Consider the following 26,575-nt stretch of genomic DNA (forward strand, 5'->3'; position numbering starts at 1 on the left):
GGCCAGACCCTCAGCGCCCGCGCCAGCCACCACGTCATCGGCGGCACCGGTCAAAACTGCACCGCCTGCAGCGGCGACTGCTTCCGACCCCAGCGCGCTTGGCCCGGACGGCGAAACATCCTTGTCCCCCAAGGCATTACGGGTTATGTCGGCCGCCGCGTATTCGCCCTGACCCAGGTCTGGGGCTGTCGCGCCCGTGCCACCAGCAGTCGGGAACTTCTCTCCGTCGGGCGCGAACTGCGCTGCGCTCTGCGGCGAATCGCCCGACTGCTGTGCAAGACCTAGATCTGTCTCGGTAGGCGACGCGGGCGGCACCTGGTGGTTCGCGGCGTCGGGCCGCAGGTCGTAGTTGTCGCGGACAGGGCCTCGGGGCACCGCGCGGATCACCTCCTCGGTGCGTGCGGAAGCCACGCTCCGGTCATCGTCGAAATCCACCAGGCGGCACCTCCTGTCGCGCTGGGCACTCTAGTCGCCACCGCACGATTCCTCGACGACCACCCCGGCCCGCGCGCCAACTCCCCGCCCATCCACCCCCGAAACCGGGTGCGAACCGCACGGAACTCTGCCGTAAGCACGCCGGCCGCCCCAGCTGGCAAGCCGACGCCGGCAGTTCACTGAGGACCGCGGCGACCATCCGCCCAGCATCAGGCACGCCCCACACTGCGCGGGGAGACCCGCTCCTTGCCACCCTCCTCAGGCCCGGCTCACCCGAACCGGCAGCGACCCGCTGATACCACCGACATGCGCACAACCTCACACCGCAGCGAGGTCGCGTTCGGGGGACGGTTCGGCGAGTTCTTCGGGGCGGCGGCGGGTGTACAGCCACTGGAGTATGCCGGCGCCGACGAGGCCGAGGGCGATGGCGGCGGCGCCGATTTGCCAGCCGGGGGGTCGCCAGGTCAGTTCGAGGTCGCCGTTTTTGGTGCCGGCCGGGATGTCTACGGCGAGGAAGGTTTTGGCGACGAGGTGGGTGGGGAGGTCTTTGCCGTCGAGGGTGGCGTGGTAGCCGGGCCAGCCGAGGCGGGCGAGGACGACCTGGCCGCCGGTGTCGGAGCTGACCCGTACCTTGCTGGTGCGGTCGGATTCGGCGACCGAGGTGGCGGTGACGCCGAGAGCGGCCGCGACGCGCCCGTTGCGGGTGGAGAGCAAGCCGTCGACGCGTTCCAGCACGGAGATGTACTGCTCGTGGCCGGGGTAGTCGACCCATTTCCAGCCGGGCGGCGCGGGCTGGTTGCGGGCGTCGGGGTACATCGCGCGTTGCAGCACGACCCGGTCGACCTTCATGAGGTCGACGATGGTGCGTCCGGTGCCGGGTTCGATGTCGAACGCACGCCGGAAGGCATCGGGGCACACGCTGGTGTCCCAGCGCATGCAGAGCAGCTCGCCGAACCAGTAGTGGCCGTTCGGCGTGTACCCGCTGACGTAGGTGAGTTCGAGATCTTTGGCGTAGTTGCCGAAGACGAGAGACCCGTAGGCGCCCTTCAGGTTTCGCTCGCCGGGCGTGATGGGTCCGCGATCGGCCAATTGCAGGGTGGTGCCGGTGAAGTCGGGGAACGCGGCTTTCATCGCGGAGCGGTTGGTCGGCAGGTTCCAGCCCATCGGGGTCGGCTGCGCGGCCCACACCTGGACGTAGGCGATGGGGAACACGGCGACGAGCGTGAGCGCGCAGGCGGCGACCGTGCCTTTGTTGCGTCCGAGCCAGACCACGGCCGCCCCGAGCGCGGTCACCGCGAGCACCGCGACCACATGCCCGCCCAGTTCGCGGGGGGCGGCAGAGAACGACCGCACGAACAGCAACCCGATCAGCACGCCCGCGGCGATACCGCGCCGCCGCCAGCCGTCGAAGGTGGCGTAGCGCCCGAGCAGCACGCACACCAGCACCAGCAGCCCGAGCGCCACCATCGGCAGCACTCGCGCGGGCCAGCGCAGCGGGCCGATGGCGCCGGGTCCGGCGGTCCACATCAGTGCCATGATCGCGAACAACGCGATCGCGGTGAATTCCCGCCAGTTCTCCCGGGCTTTGCGCCAGTCGATGAAGGCCAGCGCCGGGATCAGGAACCACGCGATGTAGACGACCGGCATCGGCTGCACGTAACCCCACCAGGAGTTGTAGGCGGGCAGCGTGCTGGGCAGGCTGGCGTTCAGCGATTCGGACCAGGGCACGGTGAGGAACTGGTCGTTGTTGATCTGAGCGGTACCGCGCCAGGTCACCTTGGCCGAGAGCATGCTCGGCAGGTAAGTGGCCAGCCCGACCAGTGCCGCGCAGCCGGCGGTGGCGAGCAGCCACAGCGACGGACGCCATTTGCGTTGGTAGACAACCTCACCGACGGCGACCGCGCCGATCATCAGCCCGGCTTCCACGGCCGGGAAGATGTACTGCACCGAGATCGCCAGGTACAGGAACACGAAAGTGGGGATCGGCCCGCTGGATCCGGACCGACCGCTGCCGCCGAGCCCGCGCGCGTAGCGGACCCCGGACGCCCACGCGTGCGTCAGCCACGCCGTGCCGACGAACGCGGTGTACCAACTGGCTTCGTCGAAGAACAGCAGCCAGCCGGTGAACGGCATGGTGACGCCGGCGACCGCCGCCCACGGGGCTTTCGCGCCGTAGGCGAGGCAGATCCGGTACACGCCGAGGCCGAGCACGATCGCGAAGAGCAGTTTCACCACGGTGGCGTAGAGCGCGACGTTGTCCACCGAGGGCGCGATCAGATCGATCAGCAGCTGCGGCGGATTCAGCAGGCCCGCCTCTTCGATGGTGTAGTTGCCCGCCATCCAGTGTTCGGGGACCAGCATGGGAAATTGCCCGTCGCGCAGGCGATTTCCTAGCATCACCCACAGCGGGGCGTACTGCGACTCGGTGTCGTCGGTGTAGAAGTGCCGGACGTTGGCCAGCAGGACGGCGCCGTATCCGGCGATCACGCCGAGTGCGGTTATCAGACCCCACTTGTACACGTCCCGCCGGGCGAGCGCGCTGCTGCTTTCCACCACGAGTCCCAGACCCTACAGGCATCACACCGCGGCGGGCTGCTCCCCTGTCCGTCGCCGCGAGCGCACGTACAGCCACTGCAGCACACCGGTGCCGACGATACCGGCGGCCAGCGCGGCGATGCCGATCTTCCAGCCCGGCGGACGCCAGGTCAGCACCAGTTCGGCGTTCTGGGTGCCCGCGGGAAGGTCTACGGCGACAAACGATTTCGCCACGGTGGTGATCGGAATCTGTTTGCCGTCCAGCGTCACGCGATAGCCGGGCCAGCCCAGGCGCGCGAACACCACCTTGCCGCCCGCGGGCGCGCTCACCCGGACCCGGCTGGTGGTGTCGGTCTCCGAGATCGACGTCGCCGTCGCGTTCTTGGTGGCCGAGACCCGTCCGTTCACCGTCGAGATCGGCCCGTCGACGCGTTCGAGCACCGAGATGAACTGCTCGTGTCCCGGGTAGTCCACCCACTTCCAGCCGTCCGGTGCGGGCTGATTGCGCGCGTCCGGGAACAGTGCCCGCTGCAACACCACCCGGTCGATCTTCATCAGGTCGGCGAGGTTGCGCCCGGTGGTCGGTTCGGGGGCGAACATGCGCCGGAACGCGTCCGGGCACACGCTGCTGTCCCAGCGCATGCACAGCAGCTCACCGAAATAGAAGTGGCCGGTCGGGGTGTAGCCGTTGACGTAGCTCAGGTCCAGTGACTTGGCGTAGTTACCGAAAACCAGGGAACCGTAGGCACCTTCGAGGCTCTTGTCCCCCGGCTGCACCAAACCGCGCTCGGCGAGCTGGAGGGTGGTGCCGGGGAAATCCGGGAAGGCGGCCTGGGCCTCGGAGCGGTTGGTCGGCAGGTTCCACGTCATCGGCGTCGGCTGCGCGGCGTTCACCTGCAGGTAGGCGATGGGGAACATCGCGACGATCGCCAGCGCGCAGGCCATGGCCGTGCCCTTGGTCCGATCCAGCCAGAGCACGCCGGCACCGAGCACGACCACCGCCGCGACCGCGAGCACATGCCAGCCGACCTGATGCGGATCGGCGGAGAAGGTCCGCACGAACAGCAGGAAGATCAGCACGCCCGCGGCGATCGTCCGGTGCTTCAGATCCCGCGTGGTCGCATAGCGCCCGAGCAGCACGCACACCAGCACCAGCAGCCCGATGGCCAGCATCGGCAGCACCCGCACCGGCCAGCGCAGCGGACCGATGGATCCCGGCCCGGCCGCCCACATCAGCATCACGACCGCGAAGAACGCGACGCCGGTGAGCTCCCGCCAGGCTTGCCGGGCTCGCTGCCAGTCGATGAACGCCAGCGCCGGAATCAGGAACCAGGCGATGTAGGTGACCGGCATCGGCTGCACATAGCCCCACCACGAGGTGAAGGCCGGCATCGAACTCGGCAGGCTGGCGTTGAGCGACTCCGACCACGGCACGGTCAGGAACTGGTCGTTGTTGATCTCCATGGTGCCGCGCCAGGTGACCTTGGCCGAGAGCATGCTCGGCAGGAAGGTCAGCAGCCCGGCCAGTCCGGCACAGCCGCCGACGATCGCCAGCCGCAGCACGGGCAGCCATTTCCGTTGGTACACAAGCTCGCCCACCGCGACCGCGAGCAGCATCAGCGCCGCCTCGACCGCCGGGAAGATGTACTGGGTGGAGATCGTCAGATAGAGATAGACGAACACCGGGATCGGCCCGCCCTGCCCGCGGGTGTAGCGCACCGAGGACGCCCAGGCGTGCACCAGCCAGGCCGTGCCGGTGAGCGCGGTCATCCAGCTGGCCTCGTCGAAGAACAGGAAGAAGCCCGAGAGCGGGAACGCGATGCCCGCCACCGCCGACCAGGCGGGCCGGCCGCCGTAGGCCAGGCAGATCCGGTAGACGCCGAGCGCGGAGATGATCGCGAAGATCAGTTTCACGACGGTGGCGTAGAGCGCCATATTGTCCACCGACGGCGCGATCAGATCGATCAGCAACTGCGGCGGGTTGAACAGACCCGCGTCGTCCATCGTGTTGTTGCCCGACATCCACCGCTCGGGCACCAGCACCGGGAAGGTGCCGTCGCGTAACGCGCGCCCGAGCCCGATCCACAGTCCGGTGTACTGGGATTCGGTGTCGTCGGTATAGAAGTGCCTGGCGTTGGCGAGCAACACCGCGACATAGCCGAGGATCACGCCGGCGACCGTGCTCGCGCCCCAGCGGTACACCTCGCGACGAGCGGAACGATCGTCTGCCGCGGGCTCGGGTGCCGACGCGGCCGCGTCCGATCCGGCAGGCGCAGGCGGCTCGGCAGAAGTAGCCGTGTTGACCTCGGCGGACCCGGGGAGCACCACCCTCGACACTGCGCTTTCCGTCACGAGTTCCAAACCCTACACAGCGGTGTGGCACTTGGCATCAGCCCGCCGCCGCGATGATGATGGGGGGATGTGCTGCCCCGGAATCGGAAACCCGCACCATGCTAGAGTTCTGGACGGCTCGGGCCCTGCTGTCCCGCGGGAGCTACCGGCACGCACCGTCATCGAAAGTCGATCAAGCTGATGCCGATTCCGTCCAATCAGACGCCCCGTTCCGCCGTCGTACCGAACGGCCGGTCCGCCCGATCGCACGGCATCTCCGTCGTCGTGCCGATCTACCGGGGTGAGGACACCGTCGGCGAGTTGGTCGCCGAACTCCACGAACTCACCCGCCCCAGCACCACCGCGGGTGGGGTCACCTTCCAGATCGACGAGATCATCCTCGTGCACGACCACGGACCCGATCGCTCCGATGTGGTGCTGCAAGAACTCGAGCGGGCCTACCCCGAGGTGCGCACCATCTGGCTCAGCCGCAATTTCGGCCAGGACGCCGCGACCATCGCGGGCATGTCCGCGGCGAACGGCGACTGGATCGTCACCATGGACGAGGACGGCCAGCACGATCCGCGGTTCATCGGCACCTTCCTCGATGCCGCGCTGACCGAACGCGCCGAACTGGTCTACTCCAAGCCGAGCAACACCCGCCCGCACGGCTTCCTGCGCAACCTCACCTCGCGCGGCGCGAAGCTGGTGCTGGCGACGCTGTTCGCGTTCCCCGACTCCACCCGGTTCGAGAGCTACCGGCTGATCCGTGGCGCCATCGGCCGTCAGCTCGCCGAGGTCGCGTCCAACGGGGTGTATCTCGATGTCGCGCTCACCTGGGTGGTCGGCAAGGTCGCGCAGGTGCCGGTGGTGCTGCGGGCCGAGGGCCGCGAGGAGTCCGGCTACAACTACCGCCGGCTGTTCTCGTTGTTCTGGAAGATGGTGCTGTGCAGCGGAACTCGCGGCCTGCGCCTGGTCAGCATGCTCGGCGTAACGCTGGCGCTCGGCGGCGGGCTGCTCGCCGCGTTCATCGTCTACGAGGCGCTCACCACCGACAACTGGGCGCCCGAGGGCTGGGCGTCGATGATCGTCGTGCTGCTGCTCGTGTCCGGCGCCATCCTGTTCTCGCTCGGGCTCATCGCCGAGTATCTCGGCGTGGCGCTGCACATTCTGGTCGGTAAACCGCTCTACCTGACCGTCGATTCACCGACACCGCGGCCGCAGGCACTACCCTCCGCAGTCGAGGACCCCGCCGCCGCGACCGCCGAACTGCGGACCTTGACCACCACTGCCAACAGGGGGAACGACCGGGTTGACCACTGACCGCATCATCTTCAGCCGCCCGTTCCGGGCCGAGCGCGAACTGGCCAATCTGGCGGCGGTGCTCGGCTCGGATCACAGTCACGGCGACGGACCGTTCACCGCGTCGGCGACCGCGAAGCTGAAGACCATCACCGAGGCGCCGCACGCGCTGCTCACCACCTCGTGCACCTCCGCGCTGGAGATGGCGGGTCTGCTGCTGGAGCTGGGCCCGGACGACGAGGTCATCGTGCCGAGCTTCGCCTTCACCTCCACCGCGACCGCGATGGCCCTGCGCGGCGCGACCTGTGTGTTCGCCGATATCGATCCGGAGACCGGCAACATCGATCCGGAATCGGTGGCGGCCGCGCTCACCGACCGCACCAAGGCCGTCGTCGTCATCCACTACGGCGGTGTCGCCGCGGACATGGAGCGGCTGCTCGAACTGTCCAACGCGCACGGCTTCGCCATCGTCGAGGACAACGCGCACGGGCTCGGCGGCCGCTGGCGCGGACGCGCGCTGGGCACCCTCGGCGCGCTCGGCACGCTCAGCTTCCACGACACCAAGAACGTGCACTGCGGTGAGGGCGGTGCGCTGCTGCTCACCGACGAGATCCTGATGGCGCGCGCGGAGATCATCCGGGAGAAGGGCACCGACCGCGCCCGCTTCCTGCGCGGCGCGGTGGACAAGTACTCCTGGCAGGACATCGGCTCGAGCTACCTGCCCAGCGAACTGAACGCCGCCGTGCTCGACGCGCAGCTCGACGAGTTCGCCACCATCCAGGCCGGACGGCACCGGGTGTGGGACGCCTACGCCGCCGCGCTGCCGGACTGGGCCGCCCGCAACGATGTTCGGCTGATGACCGTGCCCGGCGATCGCGAGCACACCGCGCACCTCTACTACCTGCGCGTGCCCGACGAGGACCGCCGCGACGACCTGATCACCCATCTGCGCGGCCAGGGCATCGTGGCGCCGTTCCACTATGTGCCACTGGATTCCAGCCCGGCCGGGCTGAAACTCGGCCGCACCCCGCAGCCCTGCGTGCGCACCGCGCAGTTCTCCGGAACCGTTGTGCGCCTGCCGCTTTGGCCGGACCTCACCGACGATCAGATCGGCCGCGTGGTCGCGGCGGTCACGGAGTTCATCGTCTAAGCGTCGAGGACGTAGAGCTTTTCGCGGCCGCCCGCGATGAGTGACTGCCGGTCGATGCGGGCCGCGTAGCGCCGGAAGAACTCGTCCAGCGTCGCCTCGGTGAAGCGGTGTGCCTGTGCGCCGTCGCCGGCATCGGTGAAACGCTGGCCGAGCAGCGCGAGCACCCGGTTGTCGCTGCTGGCCAGATTGCGCACGGGTTCGGCGATGATGACCTGTTTGCGCGCCGCGGCCAGCATCCGGTCCAGCACCGGCGCGGGATCGGGCAGGAAGTGATAGAGGCTGGCCTGCATCAGCACATAGTCCGCCGCAGGCAGCGGTGTGTCGGAATTCAGATTCCAGACTCGCCCCTGCCCGCCCGCCGCGGTGAGCTTCGCGACGAAGCCGTCGTTGCGATCCAATCCCGTGTAGTCGACCGACTTCTGCCGCAGATACCGGGTGTACAGGGTCGCCGGACCGCAGCACAGATCGACCACGCTCGCGCCCGCCGGCACCAGCGCCTCGACGGCGCGGTACCGGGCCGCGTAGTGCCGGCCGTACAGCGCACGCATCAGCAGCTCGTAGACGGTGGCGTTGCGGTAGATCAGGCTCGATCGCACCAAATACCCCTGTGAACAGAATCGGACAGCAACGTCAGCGTGGGATGCTACGGCGCGCGGCCGCCGCCCGCACATGCGGGCGGCTCGAGCCGGTGAATTCGGCGGCGCGCGAACGGCTATCGGTCGCCGAGCACGGCGGCCGCGTCTTCCTCGGTGAGGATTTCGTAGGCGTCCGAGGCCCGGTTGTACCACCAGGTGTCCGGCCCCGGCTCGGGGCGGCCCGCCGCCTGCACCGCGCGGGTGGACGGACGGTAGGAGGCACTGCGCGGGATCTCGGCCACCACGTGGACCACGTCGGGCCGCTGGTCCGGATCGAGCGCACGCAACGCCTCGGTCACGTCCTTGGGCTCCAACCGGAATCCCTTGCGCACGCACACCGCGGCGACCGCGATGCAGTTCTTGCCCGTCTCCAGCCCGTACGCGACCTCCATATCAATCGCGGTGACATCGTTGAGCACGTCGACGATCGGCTGGCCGAACACCGGTCCGCGCGCGGTGTGGATGACGGTGTCCGTGCGGTCGATCAGCCAGTAGTCGCCGTCGCTGTCGCGGCGGAACAGATTCTCCGTCGGCATCCACGAATCGCCGGGCGCGAAGACGCCGCGCAGCCCGCCCGCGGAGATGTCGATGCCCTCGGACGCTTTGCCGATCAGCAGACCGACCTCGTTGTCCGCGCAGCGCCGGGCGTAACCGGCCTCGTCGGTCAGGATCTTTTCGGTGACCGGGTCGTAGGCGACCAGTTCCACCCGGGCGGTGCCGGGGACCGGCCTGCCCTTGCACCCGCGCTTGGCACCCTGCACATTGGCCAGCACCACATCACCCTCGATGGAGGCGTAGAACTCGACCACCCGCGCCGGATCGAACTGTTCGGTGGTGCGCCGCCACAGCCCCGCGGGCATGCCGGAGCCGATGAACAGCCGGATCGGATGCCAGTGGTGGTTGGCATTCGGGCCGGGTGCATACGGGCCGGCCGGGAACACCTCGGCGTCGAGGATGTCGCGCATCATCGTCCAGGTGTAGGTGACCACCGTGACGCCGTAGCGGTGCACCTCTTCGGCGAACCGGGCCGGATCCAGTGAGCGAGCCAGCGCGATCCGGCTGCCGCCCGCGATCGCACCGCCCAGACTGACCAGCAGGCCCGACGAATGATGCAGCGGCGCAAGGCAGTACACCGTATCCCTGCGGTTCAGGTCGGCGGTGGTCGCGGTGCCGAAGGCCGACAGCGCCCAGCGATGGTTGGTGATGTATTTGGTCTCGAGCCGGTCGCCGGTGCCGGTAACGAGCACGAACGCCAGCTCCCGGGCGAGCCCGGGGTCGGGCCGATACCAGCCGGGCAGCTTCACCTGCGCGGGATCGATCTGCTCGAGATCGATCACCTGGCCGTCGGCGGGCAGATCGAGCTGCCTGCTGTCCCCGCCGCCGAGCACCAGCACCCGCGCCCCGGTGCCCGCCGCGTGCCGCAGGTTCTCCGGGTCCGCGACCACCGTGTCGACGTGGGTCAGTTCCAGCGCGCGGACGAGTTCGCTGCCGGGCGCGAGCAGCACCGCCACCGCGCCGAGCCGGGACAGCGCGGCGACCGTCGCCAACGCGCTCGGCCGGGTTTCCATGATCACGCCCACCCGCATCGCCGGGCGGATGCCGACCGAGATCAGCCCGCGCACCACGTTGTCGATGCGCACGTTGACCGCGGCGTTGGTGTGCACCCGGTCATCGAAGAGGAACAGATCCTTCAGCGGGGCGCGCCGGCCCTGTTCGGCGATCAGCCTGCCGAGCGAGATCCGGGTGTGCGGCTGGATCATGCCGAGCCGGGTCAGCCGGGGCAGTGCCCGCGCGGCCTCCCCCGCCAGCTCCACCGAGCCGCGCACGGTGTTGTTCGCGATGCCCTCCAGCGCCTTGCCGACGCCCGCGCCCGCCTCGGCCAGCGAGGCCGCGGTGTGCACCACGCGGGTGGCCGCCGAACGCGGCCGGTTCGCCTCGACCTGATCGACCATCGGATGGATCTGCGGCGGCAGCAGGGTGTCGCGTTCCAGCCAATCGACCCACTGACGCACCAGTGGCCAGGTGTGGTTGGTCGCGGTGCTGCCCGCGACCAGACCGAAATGCCCGGCGACCAGGGTCGCCTCGTAGACCTCCGCGTTCGGCGCGGCGCGCACGATGCCCCGCACCGCGCCGGGCTGACCGATGTCGTCCACCTCGCCGACGAACGCGAGGATCGGGCACTTCAGCTCCGCGAGCGAGACCGGGTGATCGCGAATCACGAAGCCGCCCAACATCAAACGGTTGTGCGCGACGAACTGCTTGAGCAGATCGGCGGCGGCCGGACCGGCATAACCGACCCAGCCGTCACTGTTCAGGAACCGGCGCTGGCGCTCCTTGGGCAGCAATGCCTCGCGGTCGTGCAGCTGGCGCAGGAAGTCGAGCCTGGCCTTCGCGGTCTTCATCGGATCCAGCATCTGGAAACCGATCCGCACCATCGAATCGGTGATCGGCAGCCGGGTCACCACGTGGTCGGCCAGGAAATCGGCGACATCGGAGACCATGCCGTAGGGCAGGCCGAACGGCATGCCCGCGACGATGTCGACGGGGCTGCCGAACGTCACGATGCTCTGCACGCCCTTGCCATATCGGTAGGCGGCGACCTGGTAAGCGAACATGCCACCCTGCGAGTACCCCATCAGGTGCACACTGCTGCCGGTCGCCTCGGTCACCGCGTCGATCGCGCTGCTCACCGCGAGCACGTGATCGGCCAGGTCGCGTTCCCAGCCGCCCTCTTCTTTCGCGGGCGAGCCGAAATCCACCACCCAGCAGTCGATTCCGCCGCGATGCAGGATGCCGACGGCGCCGTCCTCGGCGTTCACGTCCCAGATGTCGGCATTCACCATCAAGGGCGGCACGAGCAGGACGACCGGCCGGTTCGGCGTCGTGTCGTCCGGGAAGTAGTGCCGCAGCCGGTACATGCGCCGGCGCTCGACCACCTCGAACGGGGACGACTCGACATCATGGGTCAACCCGCCGAAGCGGATGACCTCGAGGCCGTTCTGCGCGGTTGCCATCAACCGCTGCACCGACCCGACCAAATCCTTCGCGCTGAACTTCACAATCGCTCCTGGCCCTACCCTAGAACGTGGCACACATGACCGGCGCACTCCGCCGAAAAGGAGTCCCTTCCGGTCCCCGAGAAGTACGCCGACTACATGTTCCGTCGAGCTTCCCACACCAAGTGTCCATTATGTGGCTGCTGTGACCCGATCCATGCCGGTCGCGCGCCGTTCGCGGCGCGCGAGGGTAGCTATCGCTGCGCGATCTGTACGCCGAATCACCGTTCGTGTACACAACGTTATCCGGCGTTGTTTCGATCGGTCGCGTGTCGTGACCATCCGAATCACGGCACGGGCATCTGCGATATTCCGCTGCGCGGGCCCGACCGCCCGGACTAAACTCGGGCCGTCTGGAACACACTGTCGTGTAAGACATTTCGTTCGTCCACCGTAGCTTTCGCGGGTTTCCTGCCCGCTTATTCGTGGTGCAGTAAAGCCGTCTTCGATCTGATCGTCTCGGTGCCCTATCTCGAGGGGAGGACCACGCATGACCATCGAAATGCCAGTCCACACGGAAAACAATGTCCGCAAGAGCCTCAGTACCTCCGCCGCCGCCAAACTGGCGCACACCACCAAATCCGAACCGCAGATGCAGGGCATCAGCTCGCGCTGGCTCACCCGCATGCTGCCATGGACCCAGGTCAACGGCGGTGTGTACCGGGTGAACCGCCGCCTCACGCACACCGTCGGCAACGGCGAGGTGGAATTCATCGTCGACGGGTCACAGGCGCGCGTCATTCCTTTGGAACTCCAAGAACTTCCGCCGCTGCGCGGTTTCGACGACGAAGAAGTGCTGCGCGCGCTGTCCGACCGTTTCGAGCAGCGCGATCTGGAACCGGGCACCGTGGTCGCCGAATTCGGGAATCCGATGCATCAGGTCGTCCTCATCGTGCACGGAAAACTGAGCAAACTCGGCTCCGGCGAATACGGTGAACAGACCAAACTCGGCATGTTGGCGGGCGGCGATTTCTTCGGCGAACAAACGCTCACCGATCCGGACGCCATTTGGCCGGCCACCGTCAAAACCGTCACGCGGACAACGGTTCTCGTGCTGCCCAGGCAAGCCCTCGACGAAGTGACCGAGAACGCACCCGCGCTACGCGAGCAACTCTCACGCGTCGCCGCGGTGTCCACCCAGCCGCAGAATCACAAGGGCGAGGCCGATATCGAAGTCGCGTCCGGGCACGCCGGGGAGCCGATGCTCACCGGCACCTTCGTCGACTACGACTCGGCGCCGCGACAGTACGAGCTCAGCCTGGCGCAGAGCGTGCTGCGGGTGCACACCAGGGTCGCGGACCTGTTCAACGATCCGATGAACCAGGTCGAACAGCAGCTGCGCCTGACCGTCGAGGCGCTCTACGAACGCCGGGAGAACGACCTCGTCAACAATCCCGATTTCGGCCTGCTGCACAATTGCGATCTCAAACAGCGCATCGCCACCGAGTCGGGCCCGCCCACGCCGGACGACATGGACGAACTGCTCAGCATGCGCCGCAGCACGAAACTCTTTCTCGCACACCCGAAAGCCATCGCCGCCTTCGGGCGCGAATGCAGCAAGCGCGGCTTGTATCCGGATCCGGTGGACGTGGACGGCCACCGCGTGCCCGCTTGGCGCGGGGTGCCGATCTTCCCGTGCGGCAAGATTCCGGTCAGCGATACCGCGACCACCTCGATCCTGGCCATGCGCACCGGCGAAAAAGATCAGGGTGTGATCGGCCTGCATCAGATCGGCATCCCGGACGAGTACGAGCCCAGCCTCAATGTGCGGTTCAAGGGCATCGATGACCAGTCGATCATCTCCTACCTGGTCAGCTGCTACTACTCCGCCGCCGTGCTGGTCCCGGACGCGCTCGGCGTGCTCGACAACGTCCTGGTCGCCCGCCAGGCCGACTGATGGGGTGCGCCGCCACGCCGACCGGCGGCAGCCGCTACCGCAACACCTGACCACCGCCCCGACAACCCGAAAGACGCAGTCCCGCAATGTGAGCCCTACCGTGACCAAAGGGGATGATCTCGCATGACCACGCTGAACCCGCACACCGACACCGTGCTCCGCACCAGCTACCAGAAGTCGGTCGCCGACTACTGGAACAACAACCCGAACGACGACCGGGTGAACACGAAACTCGGTGAGGTGGACGGGCTCTACCACCATCACTACGGTATCGGCGCACCTGATCTGTCGGTCCTGACCGGGCCCGAGGAGACCCGGCAGGAACGCATCGTCAAGGAACTGCACCGGTTGGAGACCGCGCAGGCCGAGTTACTGCTCGACCACCTCGGTGACGTCCGGCCCGGAGACCGGCTGATGGACGGTGGATCGGGCCGCGGCGGGACGAGTTTCATGGCCAACCAGCGGTTCGGCTGCGCGGTCGACGGCGTCACCATCTCCGAATATCAGGTGCGCTTCGCCAACGAGCAGGCCGCCGAACGCGGCGTCGCCGACAAGGTGCAGTTCCACTTCCGGAACATGCTGGAAACCGGATTCGAGCCGTGGTCCAGGCGCGCCATCTGGACGAACGAGACGACGATGTACGTCGACCTGTTCGATCTGTTCCGCGAATTCGCCCGCCTGCTGGAACCGGGCGGCCGCTATGTCTGCATCACCGGCTGCTCCAACGACCTCACCGGCGGGCGATCGTCGTCGGTCAGCTGGATCGACGCGCACTACGGCTGCATGATCCATCCGCGCAGCGAATACTTCCGGGCCATGGCCGACAACGGCCTGGTGCCGATCGGGGTCACCGATCTCACCGCGGCGACCATCCCCTACTGGGAACTGCGCACCAAATCCGAGCTCGCGACCGGCGTGGAGAAGCCGTTCCTGACCGCGTACAAGGAGGGCAGCTTCCAGTACCTGCTGATCGCCGCCGATAAGGTAGGCAGGTGACCAACTCTGCCGACCAGCCGCTGACCGACCGCGAGGCCCTACTCGTCGAGCTCGTCGACGACTCGGGTCACGCGGTCGGGACGTGCTCGGTCGCGCTGGCGCACCAGGCGCCCGGCCGGCTGCACCGCGCGTTCTCGGTGCTGCTCTACGACGCGGACGGGCGGGTGCTGTTGCAGCAGCGGGCGGCGGTCAAGACCCGCTTCCCGGCCCAGTGGGCGAACACCTGCTGCGGGCATCCCGCCCCGGGTGAACCGGTCGAGGCCGGAGCCGCGGTGCGCCTCGCCGAGGAGATGGGCTTGGCCACCGCGCTCACCGAGGTGGGCGTCTATCGCTACCACGCCGAGGACTCGGCCACCGGACGCGTCGAATTCGAATGGGACCACGTGCTGGTCGGCAAGCTCACCGCCGGGGCGCCCCGCCCGGACCCGGCCGAGGTCGCCGACTACGCGTGGATCCACCCGGAGGCATTGCGCGAGAAACTGATCGCCGACCCCGGCAGTTACACGCCGTGGCTCGCGGGCGTCCTCGATGTCGCCGAGCAGGCGGTCACTGGAACGTCGCCGCGCTGAGCCGGCCGACGCCGGTGCGCAGGCCCGGGCCGAGGCAGCCGCCGATCATCTCGGGGGTCATCATCTCGTAGTCGGCGGTGATCCGGACCGTGCTGCCCTGGCCGAGTCCGGCCACCACCGCCAGCGGCCCGACGGTCGGCTGCTGCATGGTGACCGGCCATTGGCCCCAGAGCCTGCTCGTCTCCCCGTTCGACCACAGCACGTCGACGGTGATCGGCCCGTCCGCCGGATGCATGCAGTCCGAGGTCGCGATGTGCGTGCCTGTGAACGTGCCGCCGGTGATGCCCTCGGGGCCGCCGGAACAGTCCCGCAGCACGCCGACCGAGGTGAACGTCAGCGTGTTCGGCGACATATCGATCGCACCGTCGACGGCGGTCCAGCGAAAATCGCCGCCCGCGCAGGTGCCCGCCGGGGGCAGCGCGGACGCCGGGCCCGGGCAGAACGGGCCGAGCAACGTGGCGGATACCGCCGCCGTCAGGGTGAACTTGCTGAGCAGCAACACCGCGGCACCTCTTCTCGCGGGCGGACCCCGAGCACCGACCTACCCACCGGTCGCCGATCGGGCTGGACCTTTCGCGGAGCGGGTGGAGCACGAGCATGACGAGAATCTCATACCGCCCTTGCGGTTTTTATCCCGCCACACGGGCATTGGCGATCGGCCGCCCACAACGGATCAAATGTCTAGATGCGCATATCTACGTAGGAGCATGTTCACAATCCTGAGAGAAATCATAGGAACGGCACAGGCTACGACCAGGTCGGTCTTGCATCCTGGGAGCCGTAGCAAGTTGTCGGCTAAGTGAGGTGCGCAATGGTTGAAGTCGAGGTCACCGGTACGACCGTGACGATCCAGGTGCTCGGTGGGCATCAGGTCCTCGCGCTACGTGAGCAGATCACCTTCGATCTAGCCGATATCACCGCGGTGACCAAGGCCGAGGTGGACCTGCGCCCGCCGTGGCTGCGTACGCCCGGCACCTTCTTCCCCGGCGTGATCGCCGCGGGCACCTTCCGCGGCAAAGGCCGAAAAGAATTCTGGGACACCAGGTTCGACGGCCGCGCACTGCGCATCGAACTCTCCGGCGCCGCGTTCACCCGTCTCGTCGTCGACGTGGACGACCCGGACACCGCACTCCACCTGCTGCACACCGCGGTAGCCGCATAACCCCTCCCCCCGATGCCCCGCACGCCCCACGCGTGCGGGGCATCGGCATGCTCCGGCCCGGTCAGCCCGCGGGACTGCCGAACGAACGGAGCAGTCCCGCATAGGGTTTGGGTGGCGGCGTGGCGAACTCGCCCCGCCCCGACTTGCGCACTCCCAGGGTGAGCAGCGACTGCACGGTCAGCGTCGCCGCCGCGACGCCGTCCACGACCGGCACCCCGATCTCGGCACTGATATCCGCGCACAGCCGCGCCATACCTGCGCAGCCGAGCACGATGGCATCGCAGCCGTCGGTGTCGACCGCCGTGCGACAGGCCTCGATGACGAGCTTGCGCGCGTCCGGGTCGGTCTCCAGCGCGAGCACCGGCAGCTCACAGGCGTGGATACCACGGCAGAATCGGTGCCACCCATAGCGTTCCACCAGATCGGCGGCCCGGCCGACGGTTCGGCTCAGCGTGGTGACCACGCTGAAACCACCGCCGAGGTGACTCGCCGTGGCCATGGCCGCCTCGGCGAGACCGATCACCGGTCCGCGGGCCAGTTCCCGGGCGGCGTCCAAGCCCGGATCACCGAAGCAAGCAAGCACGTAGCCGTCCACTCCCTCCGCCTCGCCGAGTCGGATGGCGGCGAGAACCCCAGGGACGCTGAGGGCTTCGTCGTAATGGCTCTCGATCGACGCGGGACCGAGCTCGGCGGTCACCGCGTCGAGCCGGGTGCCGGGCGCGACCACGGCGCGCGCGCACGGCTCGATCGCGTCGGTCATCGCCCGCGTCGTGTTCGGGTTGATCACCCGGATCCACATCAGGCCCGCACCGCCCATTTCGTTCGAGTGGCCAGCACGTAGTAGACGGCGAAGCCCAATCCGCAGCCGATGAACCAGCTGTACTGTGCGGCCGTGGACATCCCGGTGACGTCCCCGGCCAGTACCGGGAGCACCGCCGCCAGCGCGCCCAACACGGTGGCGAGCACCGCGGCAGGGTTGTATCCCCTGCGGTACCAATATCTTCCGGACTCCGCCATGGAGAACAGGTCGTCCACCACCACGTGCTGTTTGCGCACCAGGTAGTAGTCGGCGATCAGCACGCCGAACAGCGGTCCGATGAACGCGCCGAGCACCTCGAGCGTGTAGTGGATCACCTCCGGGTTGTTGTACAGGTTCCACGGGGTGATCAGCACCGAGCCCACGGCGGCGATCATGCCGCCGGCCCGCCAGCTGATCCGCTGCGGGTGCACGTGCGAGAAGTCGAAGGCGGGCGAGATGAAGTTCGCGACGATATTGATGCCGATCGTGGCGACGGTGAAGGTCACCGCGCCCAGCACGATCGCGAATGTGCTGTCGATCCGCGCGACCGTCGCCACCGGGTCGGTGATCAGCTCACCGTAGACCGGCACGGTCAGCGAGGCGGTGATCACCACCAGTAGCGCGAAGACCAGGAAGTTGAGCGGGAGACCGAGTAAATTGCCGCGGCGCACCGCCGCGAAAGTCCGGCCGTAGCGGGAGAAGTCACCGAAGTTCAGCATCGGGCCGGAGAAATAGGACACCACGAGCGCGATGGCGCCGAGCAGCACCGGCACCGCGTCCCAGCCGGTGTAGGTCACCGCGCCGAGGTTCAAATCGATGGCGCCCCAACCGGCTTCGGCGATCAGGTAGCCGCACAGCAGGAACATCACCACGTAGACGGCGGGTCCGCAGAAGTCTATGAACCTGCGGATGGCTTCCATCCCCCGCCAGAACACCGCCGCCTGCACCACCCACAGCGTCAGGAAACTCCCCCAGCCGAGCAGCGAAAGGCCGAGAAAGCCGTGGTCTTCGGTGACGGCGAAGGGTGCCAAGCCTGGAAAGAGTTTCACCAGAACGACATCCAGGGCAGCCGACGCCAGGAACGTCTGAATCCCGTACCAGGCCACCGCGATCAGGCCGCGGATGATCGCGGGTATGTTCGCGCCCAGCACCCCGAAGGCGCTGCGGCACATGACCGGATACGGCACGCCGGTCACCTGACTCGGCTTCGCCACCAGGTTGCAGAACAGGTACACGACGCCGATCCCGATCAGCAGTGCCGCGAGCACCTGCCAGCCGGCCAGGCCGAGCGCGAACAGGCTGCCCGCGGTGACGTAGCCGCCGACGCTGTGCACGTCCGACATCCAGAACGCGAAGATGTTGTAGGCGCCCCATTTCTGCTCGCGCAGCGGCGCCAGATCGGCATTGGTCAATCGGGGGTGATACTCGGCGGGCAGTGTGCTGCCCGCCGGTGCGGGACGAGCGGGCGGCGCGAACAGTGGCGCCGCCGGGACGAGTGCGTCGGTCATGAGGTTTCCCATCCGGGTGGATCTGTGATCGCACCGACGGTAGGAAGCCGCGATTGCCCGGCCGTTGCGTTGTTATTTCCCGGCTATTGCGCGGCAGATATATCTTCCGGTGCGAGCAGGCCGGTATCGGTCGGCAGTGTCGCGAGCACGGTCTCCAGCCTGCGGTGATGCCGTTCGGCCAGGCCGAGCAGACGGTCCACATCGCGGGCCAGGAATGCGTCGAGCAGCAGGGCGTGGTCGGTGTGCAGCCGGATCCGATCGGCGCGGCCGATGTGCACCATGGACTGCACCGGCTCGGTGACATTCCACGCCGATTCGAGCATCTGCAACAGCCGGAACATGCGTGAGGGCCGGGTCAGCGCGACATGGAAATCGCGGGACCGGCGGTGATAGGCGGCCGGATCGTCGTCCCGGATCGCCTGTTCCAGCGCGACGTTGACCGCGATCAACTCGGCGCGGTCGGCCGCGTCCGCGTGCCGCGCCGCGGCCGCTAGCGCGGCGCTCTCCAGGGTCTCGCGCACGATGTACATTTCGCGCAGCTCGGTGGCGGTGAGCTGGGCCACGGCATAGCCGCCGTGCGGCTGATGGGTGACCAACCCCTCCCCGATCAACGTCTTGAGCGCCTCCCGGACCGGGATATGACTCACGCCGAACAGCTCCGCCACCTCGCGCAGCGGGATGACGGTGCGCGGCGGCACCGCACCGTCCAGGATCACCCGGCGTAGCTCGCCGAGGATGATCTGCGGGCGGCCCGGGGTGTCGGCGACCAGCCGCGCGAGCAGCGCCGAACGTCGTCTCGGGGGCATGCGAACACGCTAGACCAGGCATGTTGCGATCTCGGTCGGCATTGTGACGCTCAGGAAACGTCTGCCCCGCGGACCCCGACGGGTGTGCGGGCGCTGCGATCGGGCATGCCATCCTGGAATCGATCCGTACGACAGAGAGTTTCGCGATGACGGTTTCGGCAGCACAGTTCGTAGATCGCCGGTTCGCCACCCTGGTCGCCGAGTTCGACCGGCTGTTCCGCCGGCCCGCCGACGGCGGCGGTGCGCTGGCGGTCTATCAGCACGGCGAGCCCGTGGTCGATGTCTGGGCCGGGTTCGCGCGGCCCGGCGTGCCGTGGGCGCAGGACACGGTGGCCATGGCGTTCTCCACCGGCAAGGGTGTCGCGAGCACGCTGCTGCACCGGTTCGCCGAGCGCGGCCTGCTGGACTACGACGAGCTGGTCACCACCTACTGGCCCGAATTCGGTGCGGCGGGCAAGGATCGGATCACTGTGCGCGAATTGCTCACGCACCGAGCGGGTTTGCATCGGCTGCGGGACCTGCTGCCCGGGCCGGTGGAACGCTTCTTCGATGATGTCGCGGTGACCGAGGCCCTGGCCGCGGGGACGCCGGATCCGCGCCGGCTGGTCACCAGCGGCTATCACGGCATCACGTTCGGGCATTTGGTGGCCGAACTGGTGCGCCGGGTGAGCGGGGCGAAGTTCACCGACGTGCTGCGCACCGAGATCGCCGAACCGCTCGGCGCCGAAGAACTCTGGTTCCGGGTGCCCGAAGCCGAGCGCGGGCGCATCGCGACCAACTTCCCTCGGCTGACCGTGGCGGGAATGAGCTGGGAGAACAGCCGCCGGCTCACCCGCAGGACCAGATTCGCCGCCGCCATGGACACCACCCCGACCGGCTTCGCGGACCTGATCGCCGATCCGCGCCTGCATGATTCGGTGATGCCCGGCGTCAACGGCGTCTTCGGCGCCCGCGCCCTCGCGCGGCTCTACGGCGCGCTCGCCAACGACGGCACGCTCGACGGCTTCCAGCTGCTGCGCCCGGAGACCATCACGGCGATGACCGAACGCCAGATCTTCACCCCCGATTATGTTCTCGCCCTGCGCATCCCGTGGGCGCTCGGCTTCCACGGCGTGCCGATGAAGCCGTCCAAGGCCGAACCCATCTCGGCGTTCGGCCATTTCGGGCTCGGCGGCTCCGGTGCCTTCGCCGACCCCGCCACCGGAGTGGGGCTCGCCTTCGTCACCAACCGGCTCGGCAGCCGGATTACCCCGCTCGGCGACGCGCGGCTGGCCCGGCTCGGCGCGCTCGCGCACAATCTCGCCAAACGGTGACCCGCGCTGTTGTCCTTCGTTCGGTGTAAAGGAGAAATGGCCGAAGATTCGTGGGAGCAATGGCGGCCGAGGTGGCAGCATGTGCGGCATGGAGTTGGTCGGTATGGAACGGATCGAGGCCGCCGCGGCCTTGCTCGCGCCGGTGATGCGCAGGACGCCGATGGTCACCTCGCGGGTGCTCTCGGAGCGGGTCGGCACCGAGGTGCTGCTCAAGTGTGAGAACTTGCAGCGCACCGGATCGTTCAAACCGCGCGGCGCGTACAACCGGATCGCCAATCTGCCCGCCGAGGACCGGGCGCGCGGCGTGGTCGCGGCGAGCGCGGGCAATCACGCGCAGGGCGTGGCCTGGGCGGCCGCCTCGCTGGGCCTCACCTCGACGGTGTTCATGCCGGTCGGCGCGTCGCTGCCGAAGCTGGCGGCGACCAAGGCCTACGGGGCCGAGGTGCGGCAGGTCGGCGAGACCATCGAGGATTCCCTGGACGCCGCGAGGGAGTTCGCCGAACGCACCGGCGCCACGCTGATCCATCCGTTCGATCACCCGGACATCGTGGCCGGGCAGGCGACGGTGGCGCTGGAGATCCTGGAGCAGGTCCCCGACCTGGGCGCGGTGCTCGTGCCGACCGGCGGGGGCGGGCTGATCGCCGGGGTCGCGGTGGCCCTGCACAAGCTGGCGCCGCAGGTGCGCGTGATCGGTGTGCAGGCGGCCGAGGCGGCGGCCTGGCCGGGGTCGCTGGCCGCGGGCAAGCCGGTGCGGGTCGGGCGGATGTCGACGATGGCCGACGGCATCGCGGTCGGCCAGCCGGGCCAGGTGCCGTTCGCCCATGTCGCCGCGCATGTTTCGACGATGCTGACGGTCGACGAGGACTCGCTGTCCAAAGCGCTGCTGCTCTGCCTGGAACGCGCGAAGCTGATCGTGGAACCCGCGGGCGCGGCGGCGGTCGCGGCCCTGATGAGTTGCGCCGCAGCCGATCTGGATCTGGACCTGAGCCGGCCGGTGTGCGCGATCCTGTCCGGCGGCAATATCGATCCGCTGCTGCTCACCCGGCTGATCGGCCACGGTTTGAGCGCCGCGGGCCGCTATCTCGCGCTGCGCGTGACGATCGCGGACCGGCCCGGTGGGCTCAGCGCGCTGCTCGCGGTGGTCGGCAAGACCGGTGCCAGCGTGGTCGACGTCGCGCACTCACGGACCGGTACCTGGTTGGCGCTCAACGAGGTCGAGGTCTCGCTCACCCTGGAGACCCGCGGCCACACGCACCGCGACGACGTCCTCACCGCATTGACCAACGCGGGCTACTCCGTGCGCGTCGAGGACTAGATAGCCGACCGGCGCACCGGCGCGCACCTTTTGCCACCCCCGCGCGCGTGTTGGTCGACGGACACGCACGCGCGGTGACAAAACGTGCGCGGCGGGGCGGCTCGGGTACCGCCCGCAGCCGTGTCGCCGTCCTCGGCCGAGGACGGCGACACGGGTTGGTACCAACGAATCAAGCTGTTACCGAACAATATTCGTTCAGGGGAGCACGTCGGCTGCGGCGTACGTCTGCATCGCGTCGGCGATCGCGCCCGCGTTGTCGGTCAACGCCTTGTCACTGATGTTGGTGGTCGTGTCGCAGGAACGGTGGTAGCAGGGGTCGTACGGCCGTCCGGCCTGACCGCCGAACTGCCGCTGCTCCTGCGCGGTCTTGATGCCTTCGGCACCGGTGAACAGGCCGCCGACCGAGATGCCCACCCGCATGAACGGGCCGTAGTCCGACCGTCCGTCCAGCGCGGTGCGCCCGTACGGCAGCCCCTTCGAGGTGAAGTAGCGAGCGAAGTTCTGCTCGATCTCCGCCGAACCCGCGGGCCCCTGCCTGCCGTCATAGATCTTGTAGGCGTAGTTGATCGAACCGATCATGTCGAAGTTCAGGTAGAGCGCGATCCGGTTGCGATTGGCCTGAGACAGGTTGTTCACGTAGAACTTCGAGCCGACCAGGCCGAGTTCCTCGGCGCCCCACCAGGCGAAGCGGACCTTGTTCTTCGGCGTGGACGTGGCCATCTGCAGCGCGATCTCGAGCAAAGCCGCACTGCCGGAACCGTTGTCGTTGATACCGGCGCCCGCGCGCACGGAATCGAGGTGCGCACCGGCCATCACGACCTTCTCCGCGTTACCCTGCGGGGACTCGGCGATCACGTTGTGCGTCGTGGCGGGCAGCGCCTCGGTGTCGGTCTTGAGCCGGACCACCGAGTTCGCCTGGCCGGCAAGGTCTTTGCCGACGGCGTAGCTGGTGGCGACGACCGGCACGGTGATGCCCTTTTCGTCGAGCGCCTCGGTGAACGCGTCGGTGCGGCCCGGCTGCCCCTCGTTGAAGATGATCACGCCGGAAGCGCCTGCGGCCTGGGCGTTTCGCGCCTTGTCCGCCGCGGTGCAGGTGCCGCGCTGCAGCAGCGCGATATTGCCGCGGGTGAACTTCGCGAAGTCCGTTGCCTCGCAACCGGAGTTCGAGGCGTTCGCCTCGCCGCGCGGCGACAAGGCCAGGTCGACGCCCTGGACCGTGGCCTTCGTCTCGCCCGAGCCCGAGTAGGTCAGGGTGGCGAAATCACCGAGCTGGCTGCGGTCCGCCGGGGTCGCCTTATAGCTGGTAGCACCGCCGGAGACCCGTTCCATGACCGCCGTCGTCCGCTCCCGGAACGACTGGAAGGTGAACGGCTGCAAGGTCACCTGGTATCCGGCCTGGCGCAGTGCGCCGGCCACGTAGTCGCGCGAAGCGTCGTAGCCGGCGGTGCCCGCGGCGCGGGTGCGGCCGTTGGCGTTGGCGATGGCCTGGAACCGGTCGAGGTGCTGCTTCACGGCGGGTGCCTTGATCGAGTCGGCCAGCTGCCGCTCGGGCGGTGCGCCGGGTTCCGCGTACGCGGAACCCATCAGCGCGAGCGAGAAAACGACGGGCAGAGCGGTGGCTGCGGCGATAACGCGGCCGGCCCTGTCTCGGGGGAAGATGCGGGGCATATCGGCTCCTCCAGAAGGGATGGATGAATCCCGGATGGTCGGAGATTAAGCCGATGCGTCACTGTGATGAAACCCCAGTTGATAGTGGGGAAAGCGGCTGTGTGCCAGGTTGTCCCGCCCGTGCCGACCGGACGCGTGCGCGCCCGGTCGGCCCCTCATCGGGCAGTGGTCAGCACTTGCGCTTGTAGAAGTACTTCGAGTTGGCCTCCATATCGGCCTGGGTGATGGCGATCATGTCCGTCTGGATCGTCCGGGTCACCGGCTTGCCTTCGATCGCGGCGACCGCCTGATCGACGCCCTTCGCCCCGATGCCCGCGGGATCCTGGGCGATAAGGGCTTGCACCGTACCGGCTTTCAGGTCCTCGACCTGCTTCGGGCTGGCGTCGAAGCCGACCAGCTTGACCTGGCCGAGCTTGTTCGCGTTGCGCAGGCCGGTGGCCGCGCCTTCGGCGGAGCTCAGGTTGGTGGCGAAGATACCGGCGAGATCGGGATGCGCCGCCAGCGTCGCGGTGACGATCGAAGCCGCCTGTGCCGCTTCGTTGTTGTTGTACTGCACGCCGAGCGAGGTGATACCGGGGAAGCTCTTGACCGCCTCCTCGAAGCCCTGCGCGCGGGCGTCGGTGGTGGACGTGCCCGCCTTGGTGTTGATCACCAGCACCGGGCCCTTGTCCCCCACCAGCTTGGCCAGGGTCTGCGCCGCGAGCGCGCCGCCCTTCTTGTTGTCCGACGAAATCGACGACAGCGCAACGGAAGTGTCGTCCAGCGCGGTGTCCACCTCGACGATCTTGATGCCCGCGTCCTTGGCCTGCTTGATCGGATTGGCCATGGCGGTGGCGTGCGTCGGCGCGATCAGGATGCCGCCCGGCTTGTTCGCCACCACGCCGGTCAGCACCGGGGTCTGGGAGCCCGCGTCGAACTTGGTCGGCGCCTGCGTGTCCAGCTTGTAGCCGAGCTTCGAGGCCTCGTCCTGCGCGCCGCACTGCATCGAAATGTAGAACGGCTCGTCCGCGACGCCCGGGATCAGCACCAGCTTCTTGCTGTCGCCACTGCCCGAATTACTCACCTGCCCACTGCAACCCGCCAGCAGCGCGCCGACCGACACCATCGCGCCGATCACCACCGCGGTCCGCTTCGCCACCCTCATTCGGCTACCTCCGCCATTTCTGTTGTTGCCATACCTATTTCCGATCCCGGGCCCGGCGCCGGAGCTGGTCGAACCAGACCGCCGCGACAAGGACCACGCTCACCGCGATCGGCTGCCAGAACACCGGCACCTGCGCGATGACGAACCCCTTCTTCAGCACCGACGGGATGAACACGCCGATCACCGTGCCGACGATCGACCCGACACCGCCGAACAGGCTGGTGCCGCCGATCACCACACCCGCGATGGCGTCCAGATTGTCGGTGGTGTGGCCGCCGATCGTGGTGGTGCCGAAGTAGGCCAGGTTCATGAAACCGGCCAGCCCGGCCAGCACCCCGGTGAGCAGGTAGACGGTGATCAGGTGCCGGGTGACCGCGATGCCGGAGCGGCGGGCGGCCTCCTCGTTGGAGCCGATGGCGTAGGTGTAGCGACCGAAACGGGTGGTGTGCAGTACCCAGGCGGCCAGCACGGTCACCACGGTGGCGACCAGGACCAGATTCGGCACACCGCCCAGGGTGGTACCGAAACCCAATGTGTTGCGCAGCTTTTCGGGCACCGTGCGGGTGTCGACGCCACCGGTGATCAGCTGCGCCGCACCGAGCGCGGCGCCGAACGAACCGAGCGTGACGATCAGCGGCGGAATCTTGGCCTTGGCCACCAGAACTCCGTTGACCAGGCCCCAGACCCCGCCGCCCACAACGGAAAGCAGGAAGCCGATGCCGATGATGCCCCAACCCGCGTTGGTGGCGTCCTGGTCCGGGCTGAGCGCCTCCATCGCCTTCGCGCCGATCACGCCGGCGAAGATCAGCACCATGCCCACCGAGAGATCGATGCCCGACGTGATGATCACGAACGTCATGCCCACCGAAAGCACCAGCAGCACCGAGGTTTCGATGAGCAGCGTCTGAAAGGTGAAGCGGGTGGGGAACGCATCGGGGCGCAGCACGCTGAACACGATGCACAGCACGACCAGCACCACGCCGATCCACACCGTGCTCGCGCCCATGAGCCGTTGCAGGACAGTGCGTTGCGGCAGCTCGACCGCGCCGTTGCCGTTGCCGGTCGCCTCGCCTGCGACGTCCTGGGAACCGCCGGGGCGCGTCATGCCGCTTCCTCCTGTGACAGCGCGCCGGTCATGGCGCCCACCAATTGTTCGAGCGTGGCGTCGGCCGCGGTGAACCGCGCCACCCGCTTGCCCAGCCGGAGCACCTCGATGCGGTCGGCGACCGCCAGCACCTCCGGCATGTTGTGACTGATCAACACCACGGCGATGCCCTGATCGCGGACCCGGCGGATCACGTCGAGCACCCGCTCCCGCTGCACCACGCCGAGCGCGGCGGTCGGCTCGTCCATGAACACCACTTTGCTCGCCCACATCACCGCCCTGGCGACCGCGACGCTCTGCCGCTGACCGCCCGAGAGCGAACCGATCGGCACGTCGGTGCTCTGCAGGGTCACGCCGAGCCGCCGGAAGTGTTCGACCGCTTGGACTCTCATCGCGGTGCGATCGAGCATGCCGAGCTTGCCGGGTAAGCCTTTGCGCACCAACTCCCGGCCGAGAAACAGATTCGCCGCCGGATCCAGGTCCGGGGCCACCGCGAGATCCTGATACACGGTTTCCACGCCGAGTTTGCGGGCCGCCGTCGGGGTATTCAGCACCACCGGCTTGCCGTCCAGCAGAATCTGCCCGGAATCGGGCTGTTCGGCGCCGGAAAGGCATTTCACGAGCGTCGATTTGCCCGCGCCGTTGTCCCCGATCAACGCGACGACTTCGCCCGCGCTCACCTGAAAGTTGGCGCCGCGCAGCGCCTCGACACCGCCGTACCGCTTCACCAGTCCCTCGGCCCGCAACGCGACCGCCGATTCCGCGGACTCATCGGCCGTTTTCGCCGCATCATCCGAGGTCATCGGCTACATCCGCGCACGCACAGCTGAGCAAACGTCCAGTCCATCG

The 26,575-nt window shown here is 68.1% G+C and carries 21 protein-coding genes; 8 read left to right on the forward strand and 13 right to left on the reverse strand.

Annotated features, from left to right (window positions below):
* From NVU01S_RS20320 to NVU01S_RS20330, 3 genes are all read right to left on the reverse strand, one after another.
* Positions 1–435 (reverse strand): hypothetical protein (locus tag NVU01S_RS20320; RefSeq protein WP_156522228.1); only part of this gene is annotated, 435 nt, incomplete at its 3' end.
* Between the two features lie 318 nt (positions 436–753).
* Positions 754–2,955 (reverse strand): membrane protein, encoded by a 2,202-nt coding sequence (locus tag NVU01S_RS20325; protein WP_043669111.1) that lies wholly within the window; start codon positions 2,953–2,955, stop codon positions 754–756.
* A 57-nt stretch (positions 2,956–3,012) separates the two neighbouring features.
* Positions 3,013–5,172: a membrane protein gene (locus NVU01S_RS20330; protein ID WP_043668991.1), complete on the reverse strand. Its 2,160-nt coding sequence runs from the start codon at positions 5,170–5,172 to the stop codon at positions 3,013–3,015.
* A gap of 330 nt (positions 5,173–5,502) precedes the next feature.
* Here NVU01S_RS20330 and NVU01S_RS20335 point away from each other — a divergent pair, with 330 nt between their 5' ends.
* Positions 5,503–6,624: a glycosyltransferase gene (locus NVU01S_RS20335; protein ID WP_052280493.1), complete on the forward strand. Its 1,122-nt coding sequence runs from the start codon at positions 5,503–5,505 to the stop codon at positions 6,622–6,624.
* Positions 6,614–7,753: a dTDP-4-amino-4,6-dideoxygalactose transaminase gene (rffA, locus tag NVU01S_RS20340; RefSeq protein WP_043668988.1), complete on the forward strand. Its 1,140-nt coding sequence runs from the start codon at positions 6,614–6,616 to the stop codon at positions 7,751–7,753. The genes NVU01S_RS20335 and rffA overlap by 11 nt, the downstream gene beginning before the upstream one ends.
* Here rffA and NVU01S_RS20345 read toward each other — a convergent pair.
* Both NVU01S_RS20345 and NVU01S_RS20350 read right to left on the reverse strand, forming a co-directional pair.
* Positions 7,750–8,349, reverse strand: coding sequence for a class I SAM-dependent methyltransferase (locus tag NVU01S_RS20345; protein WP_043669106.1), 600 nt, complete (start codon positions 8,347–8,349; stop codon positions 7,750–7,752). The two genes, rffA and NVU01S_RS20345, sit on opposite strands and share 4 nt — an antisense overlap.
* A 116-nt stretch (positions 8,350–8,465) precedes the next feature.
* A complete protein-coding gene (locus NVU01S_RS20350) occupies positions 8,466–11,402 on the reverse strand; it encodes an acyl-CoA synthetase (RefSeq protein ID WP_052280501.1) in 2,937 nt (978 codons plus the stop codon).
* Between the two features lie 532 nt (positions 11,403–11,934).
* Between NVU01S_RS20350 and NVU01S_RS20355 the strand changes: the two genes are divergently transcribed.
* The 3 genes from NVU01S_RS20355 (at position 11,935) to idi (ending at position 14,906) form a co-directional block, all read left to right on the forward strand.
* Entirely contained in the window at positions 11,935–13,341 is a 1,407-nt protein-coding gene (locus NVU01S_RS20355; RefSeq protein WP_043668986.1) for a family 2B encapsulin nanocompartment shell protein, read from the forward strand.
* A gap of 123 nt (positions 13,342–13,464) precedes the next feature.
* Positions 13,465–14,337, forward strand: a complete 873-nt coding sequence (locus NVU01S_RS20360) for a geranyl diphosphate 2-C-methyltransferase (RefSeq protein ID WP_043668983.1) — start codon at positions 13,465–13,467, stop codon at positions 14,335–14,337.
* Entirely contained in the window at positions 14,334–14,906 is a 573-nt protein-coding gene (idi, locus tag NVU01S_RS20365; protein ID WP_052280492.1) for an isopentenyl-diphosphate Delta-isomerase, read from the forward strand. The genes NVU01S_RS20360 and idi overlap by 4 nt, the downstream gene beginning before the upstream one ends.
* On the opposite strand, the gene NVU01S_RS20370 is transcribed toward idi, so the two are convergent.
* Positions 14,884–15,408, reverse strand: coding sequence for a hypothetical protein (locus NVU01S_RS20370; protein WP_043668980.1), 525 nt, complete (start codon positions 15,406–15,408; stop codon positions 14,884–14,886). The two genes, idi and NVU01S_RS20370, sit on opposite strands and share 23 nt — an antisense overlap.
* A 309-nt stretch (positions 15,409–15,717) precedes the next feature.
* Between NVU01S_RS20370 and NVU01S_RS20375 the strand changes: the two genes are divergently transcribed.
* Positions 15,718–16,068: a hypothetical protein gene (locus NVU01S_RS20375; RefSeq protein WP_043668977.1), complete on the forward strand. Its 351-nt coding sequence runs from the start codon at positions 15,718–15,720 to the stop codon at positions 16,066–16,068.
* Positions 16,069–16,129: 61 nt separating this feature from the next.
* Here the strand turns inward: NVU01S_RS20375 and NVU01S_RS20380 are convergent, their stop codons facing one another.
* The 3 genes from NVU01S_RS20380 to NVU01S_RS20390 form a co-directional block, all read right to left on the reverse strand.
* Positions 16,130–16,867, reverse strand: coding sequence for an aspartate/glutamate racemase family protein (locus NVU01S_RS20380; protein WP_043669098.1), 738 nt, complete (start codon positions 16,865–16,867; stop codon positions 16,130–16,132).
* Positions 16,867–18,375, reverse strand: a complete 1,509-nt coding sequence (locus tag NVU01S_RS20385) for an NCS1 family nucleobase:cation symporter-1 (RefSeq protein WP_043669096.1) — start codon at positions 18,373–18,375, stop codon at positions 16,867–16,869. The genes NVU01S_RS20380 and NVU01S_RS20385 overlap by 1 nt, the downstream gene beginning before the upstream one ends.
* A gap of 83 nt (positions 18,376–18,458) precedes the next feature.
* A complete protein-coding gene (locus tag NVU01S_RS20390; RefSeq protein ID WP_014983536.1) occupies positions 18,459–19,181 on the reverse strand; it encodes a GntR family transcriptional regulator in 723 nt (240 codons plus the stop codon).
* Between the two features lie 146 nt (positions 19,182–19,327).
* Between NVU01S_RS20390 and NVU01S_RS20395 the strand changes: the two genes are divergently transcribed.
* Entirely contained in the window at positions 19,328–20,494 is a 1,167-nt protein-coding gene (locus NVU01S_RS20395; RefSeq protein ID WP_043668974.1) for a serine hydrolase domain-containing protein, read from the forward strand.
* Positions 20,495–20,573: 79 nt separating this feature from the next.
* Entirely contained in the window at positions 20,574–21,809 is a 1,236-nt protein-coding gene (ilvA, locus tag NVU01S_RS20400; protein WP_043668971.1) for a threonine ammonia-lyase, read from the forward strand.
* A 195-nt stretch (positions 21,810–22,004) separates the two neighbouring features.
* Here ilvA and NVU01S_RS20405 read toward each other — a convergent pair whose 3' ends face one another.
* From NVU01S_RS20405 to NVU01S_RS20420, 4 genes are all read right to left on the reverse strand, one after another.
* On the reverse strand, positions 22,005–23,477 hold the full coding sequence (locus NVU01S_RS20405; RefSeq protein ID WP_043668968.1) for a M28 family peptidase: 1,473 nt from the start codon (positions 23,475–23,477) through the stop codon (positions 22,005–22,007).
* Positions 23,478–23,646: 169 nt separating this feature from the next.
* Positions 23,647–24,621: an ABC transporter substrate-binding protein gene (locus tag NVU01S_RS20410; RefSeq protein ID WP_043668965.1), complete on the reverse strand. Its 975-nt coding sequence runs from the start codon at positions 24,619–24,621 to the stop codon at positions 23,647–23,649.
* Between the two features lie 34 nt (positions 24,622–24,655).
* Complete coding sequence (locus tag NVU01S_RS20415; RefSeq protein WP_043668962.1) at positions 24,656–25,726, reverse strand: ABC transporter permease; 1,071 nt, start codon at positions 25,724–25,726, stop codon at positions 24,656–24,658.
* Positions 25,723–26,529 carry an ATP-binding cassette domain-containing protein gene (locus NVU01S_RS20420; RefSeq protein WP_052280491.1) on the reverse strand — a complete coding sequence of 269 codons (807 nt, stop codon included), beginning with the start codon at positions 26,527–26,529 and terminating at the stop codon, positions 25,723–25,725. Before NVU01S_RS20420 ends, NVU01S_RS20415 begins: the two co-directional genes overlap by 4 nt.
* Positions 26,530–26,575: the final 46 nt, after the last annotated feature.

Source organism: Nocardia vulneris, assembly GCF_001613425.1.
Lineage (GTDB): Bacteria > Actinomycetota > Actinomycetes > Mycobacteriales > Mycobacteriaceae > Nocardia > Nocardia vulneris.

Coding starts and splice junctions, on each gene's coding strand:
- NVU01S_RS20395 (WP_043668974.1), top strand. CDS start 19,328: ATGACGGTTTCGGCAGCACAGTTCGTAGATCGCCGGTTCGCCACCCTG.
- NVU01S_RS20415 (WP_043668962.1), bottom strand. CDS start 25,726: ATGACGCGCCCCGGCGGTTCCCAGGACGTCGCAGGCGAGGCGACCGGC.
- NVU01S_RS20410 (WP_043668965.1), bottom strand. CDS start 24,621: ATGAGGGTGGCGAAGCGGACCGCGGTGGTGATCGGCGCGATGGTGTCG.
- NVU01S_RS20360 (WP_043668983.1), top strand. CDS start 13,465: ATGACCACGCTGAACCCGCACACCGACACCGTGCTCCGCACCAGCTAC.
- NVU01S_RS20390 (WP_014983536.1), bottom strand. CDS start 19,181: ATGCCCCCGAGACGACGTTCGGCGCTGCTCGCGCGGCTGGTCGCCGAC.
- ilvA (WP_043668971.1), top strand. CDS start 20,574: ATGTGCGGCATGGAGTTGGTCGGTATGGAACGGATCGAGGCCGCCGCG.
- NVU01S_RS20355 (WP_043668986.1), top strand. CDS start 11,935: ATGACCATCGAAATGCCAGTCCACACGGAAAACAATGTCCGCAAGAGC.
- NVU01S_RS20335 (WP_052280493.1), top strand. CDS start 5,503: ATGCCGATTCCGTCCAATCAGACGCCCCGTTCCGCCGTCGTACCGAAC.
- NVU01S_RS20375 (WP_043668977.1), top strand. CDS start 15,718: ATGGTTGAAGTCGAGGTCACCGGTACGACCGTGACGATCCAGGTGCTC.
- NVU01S_RS20405 (WP_043668968.1), bottom strand. CDS start 23,477: ATGCCCCGCATCTTCCCCCGAGACAGGGCCGGCCGCGTTATCGCCGCA.
- NVU01S_RS20350 (WP_052280501.1), bottom strand. CDS start 11,402: ATGGCAACCGCGCAGAACGGCCTCGAGGTCATCCGCTTCGGCGGGTTG.
- NVU01S_RS20380 (WP_043669098.1), bottom strand. CDS start 16,867: ATGTGGATCCGGGTGATCAACCCGAACACGACGCGGGCGATGACCGAC.
- NVU01S_RS20385 (WP_043669096.1), bottom strand. CDS start 18,375: ATGACCGACGCACTCGTCCCGGCGGCGCCACTGTTCGCGCCGCCCGCT.
- NVU01S_RS20420 (WP_052280491.1), bottom strand. CDS start 26,529: ATGACCTCGGATGATGCGGCGAAAACGGCCGATGAGTCCGCGGAATCG.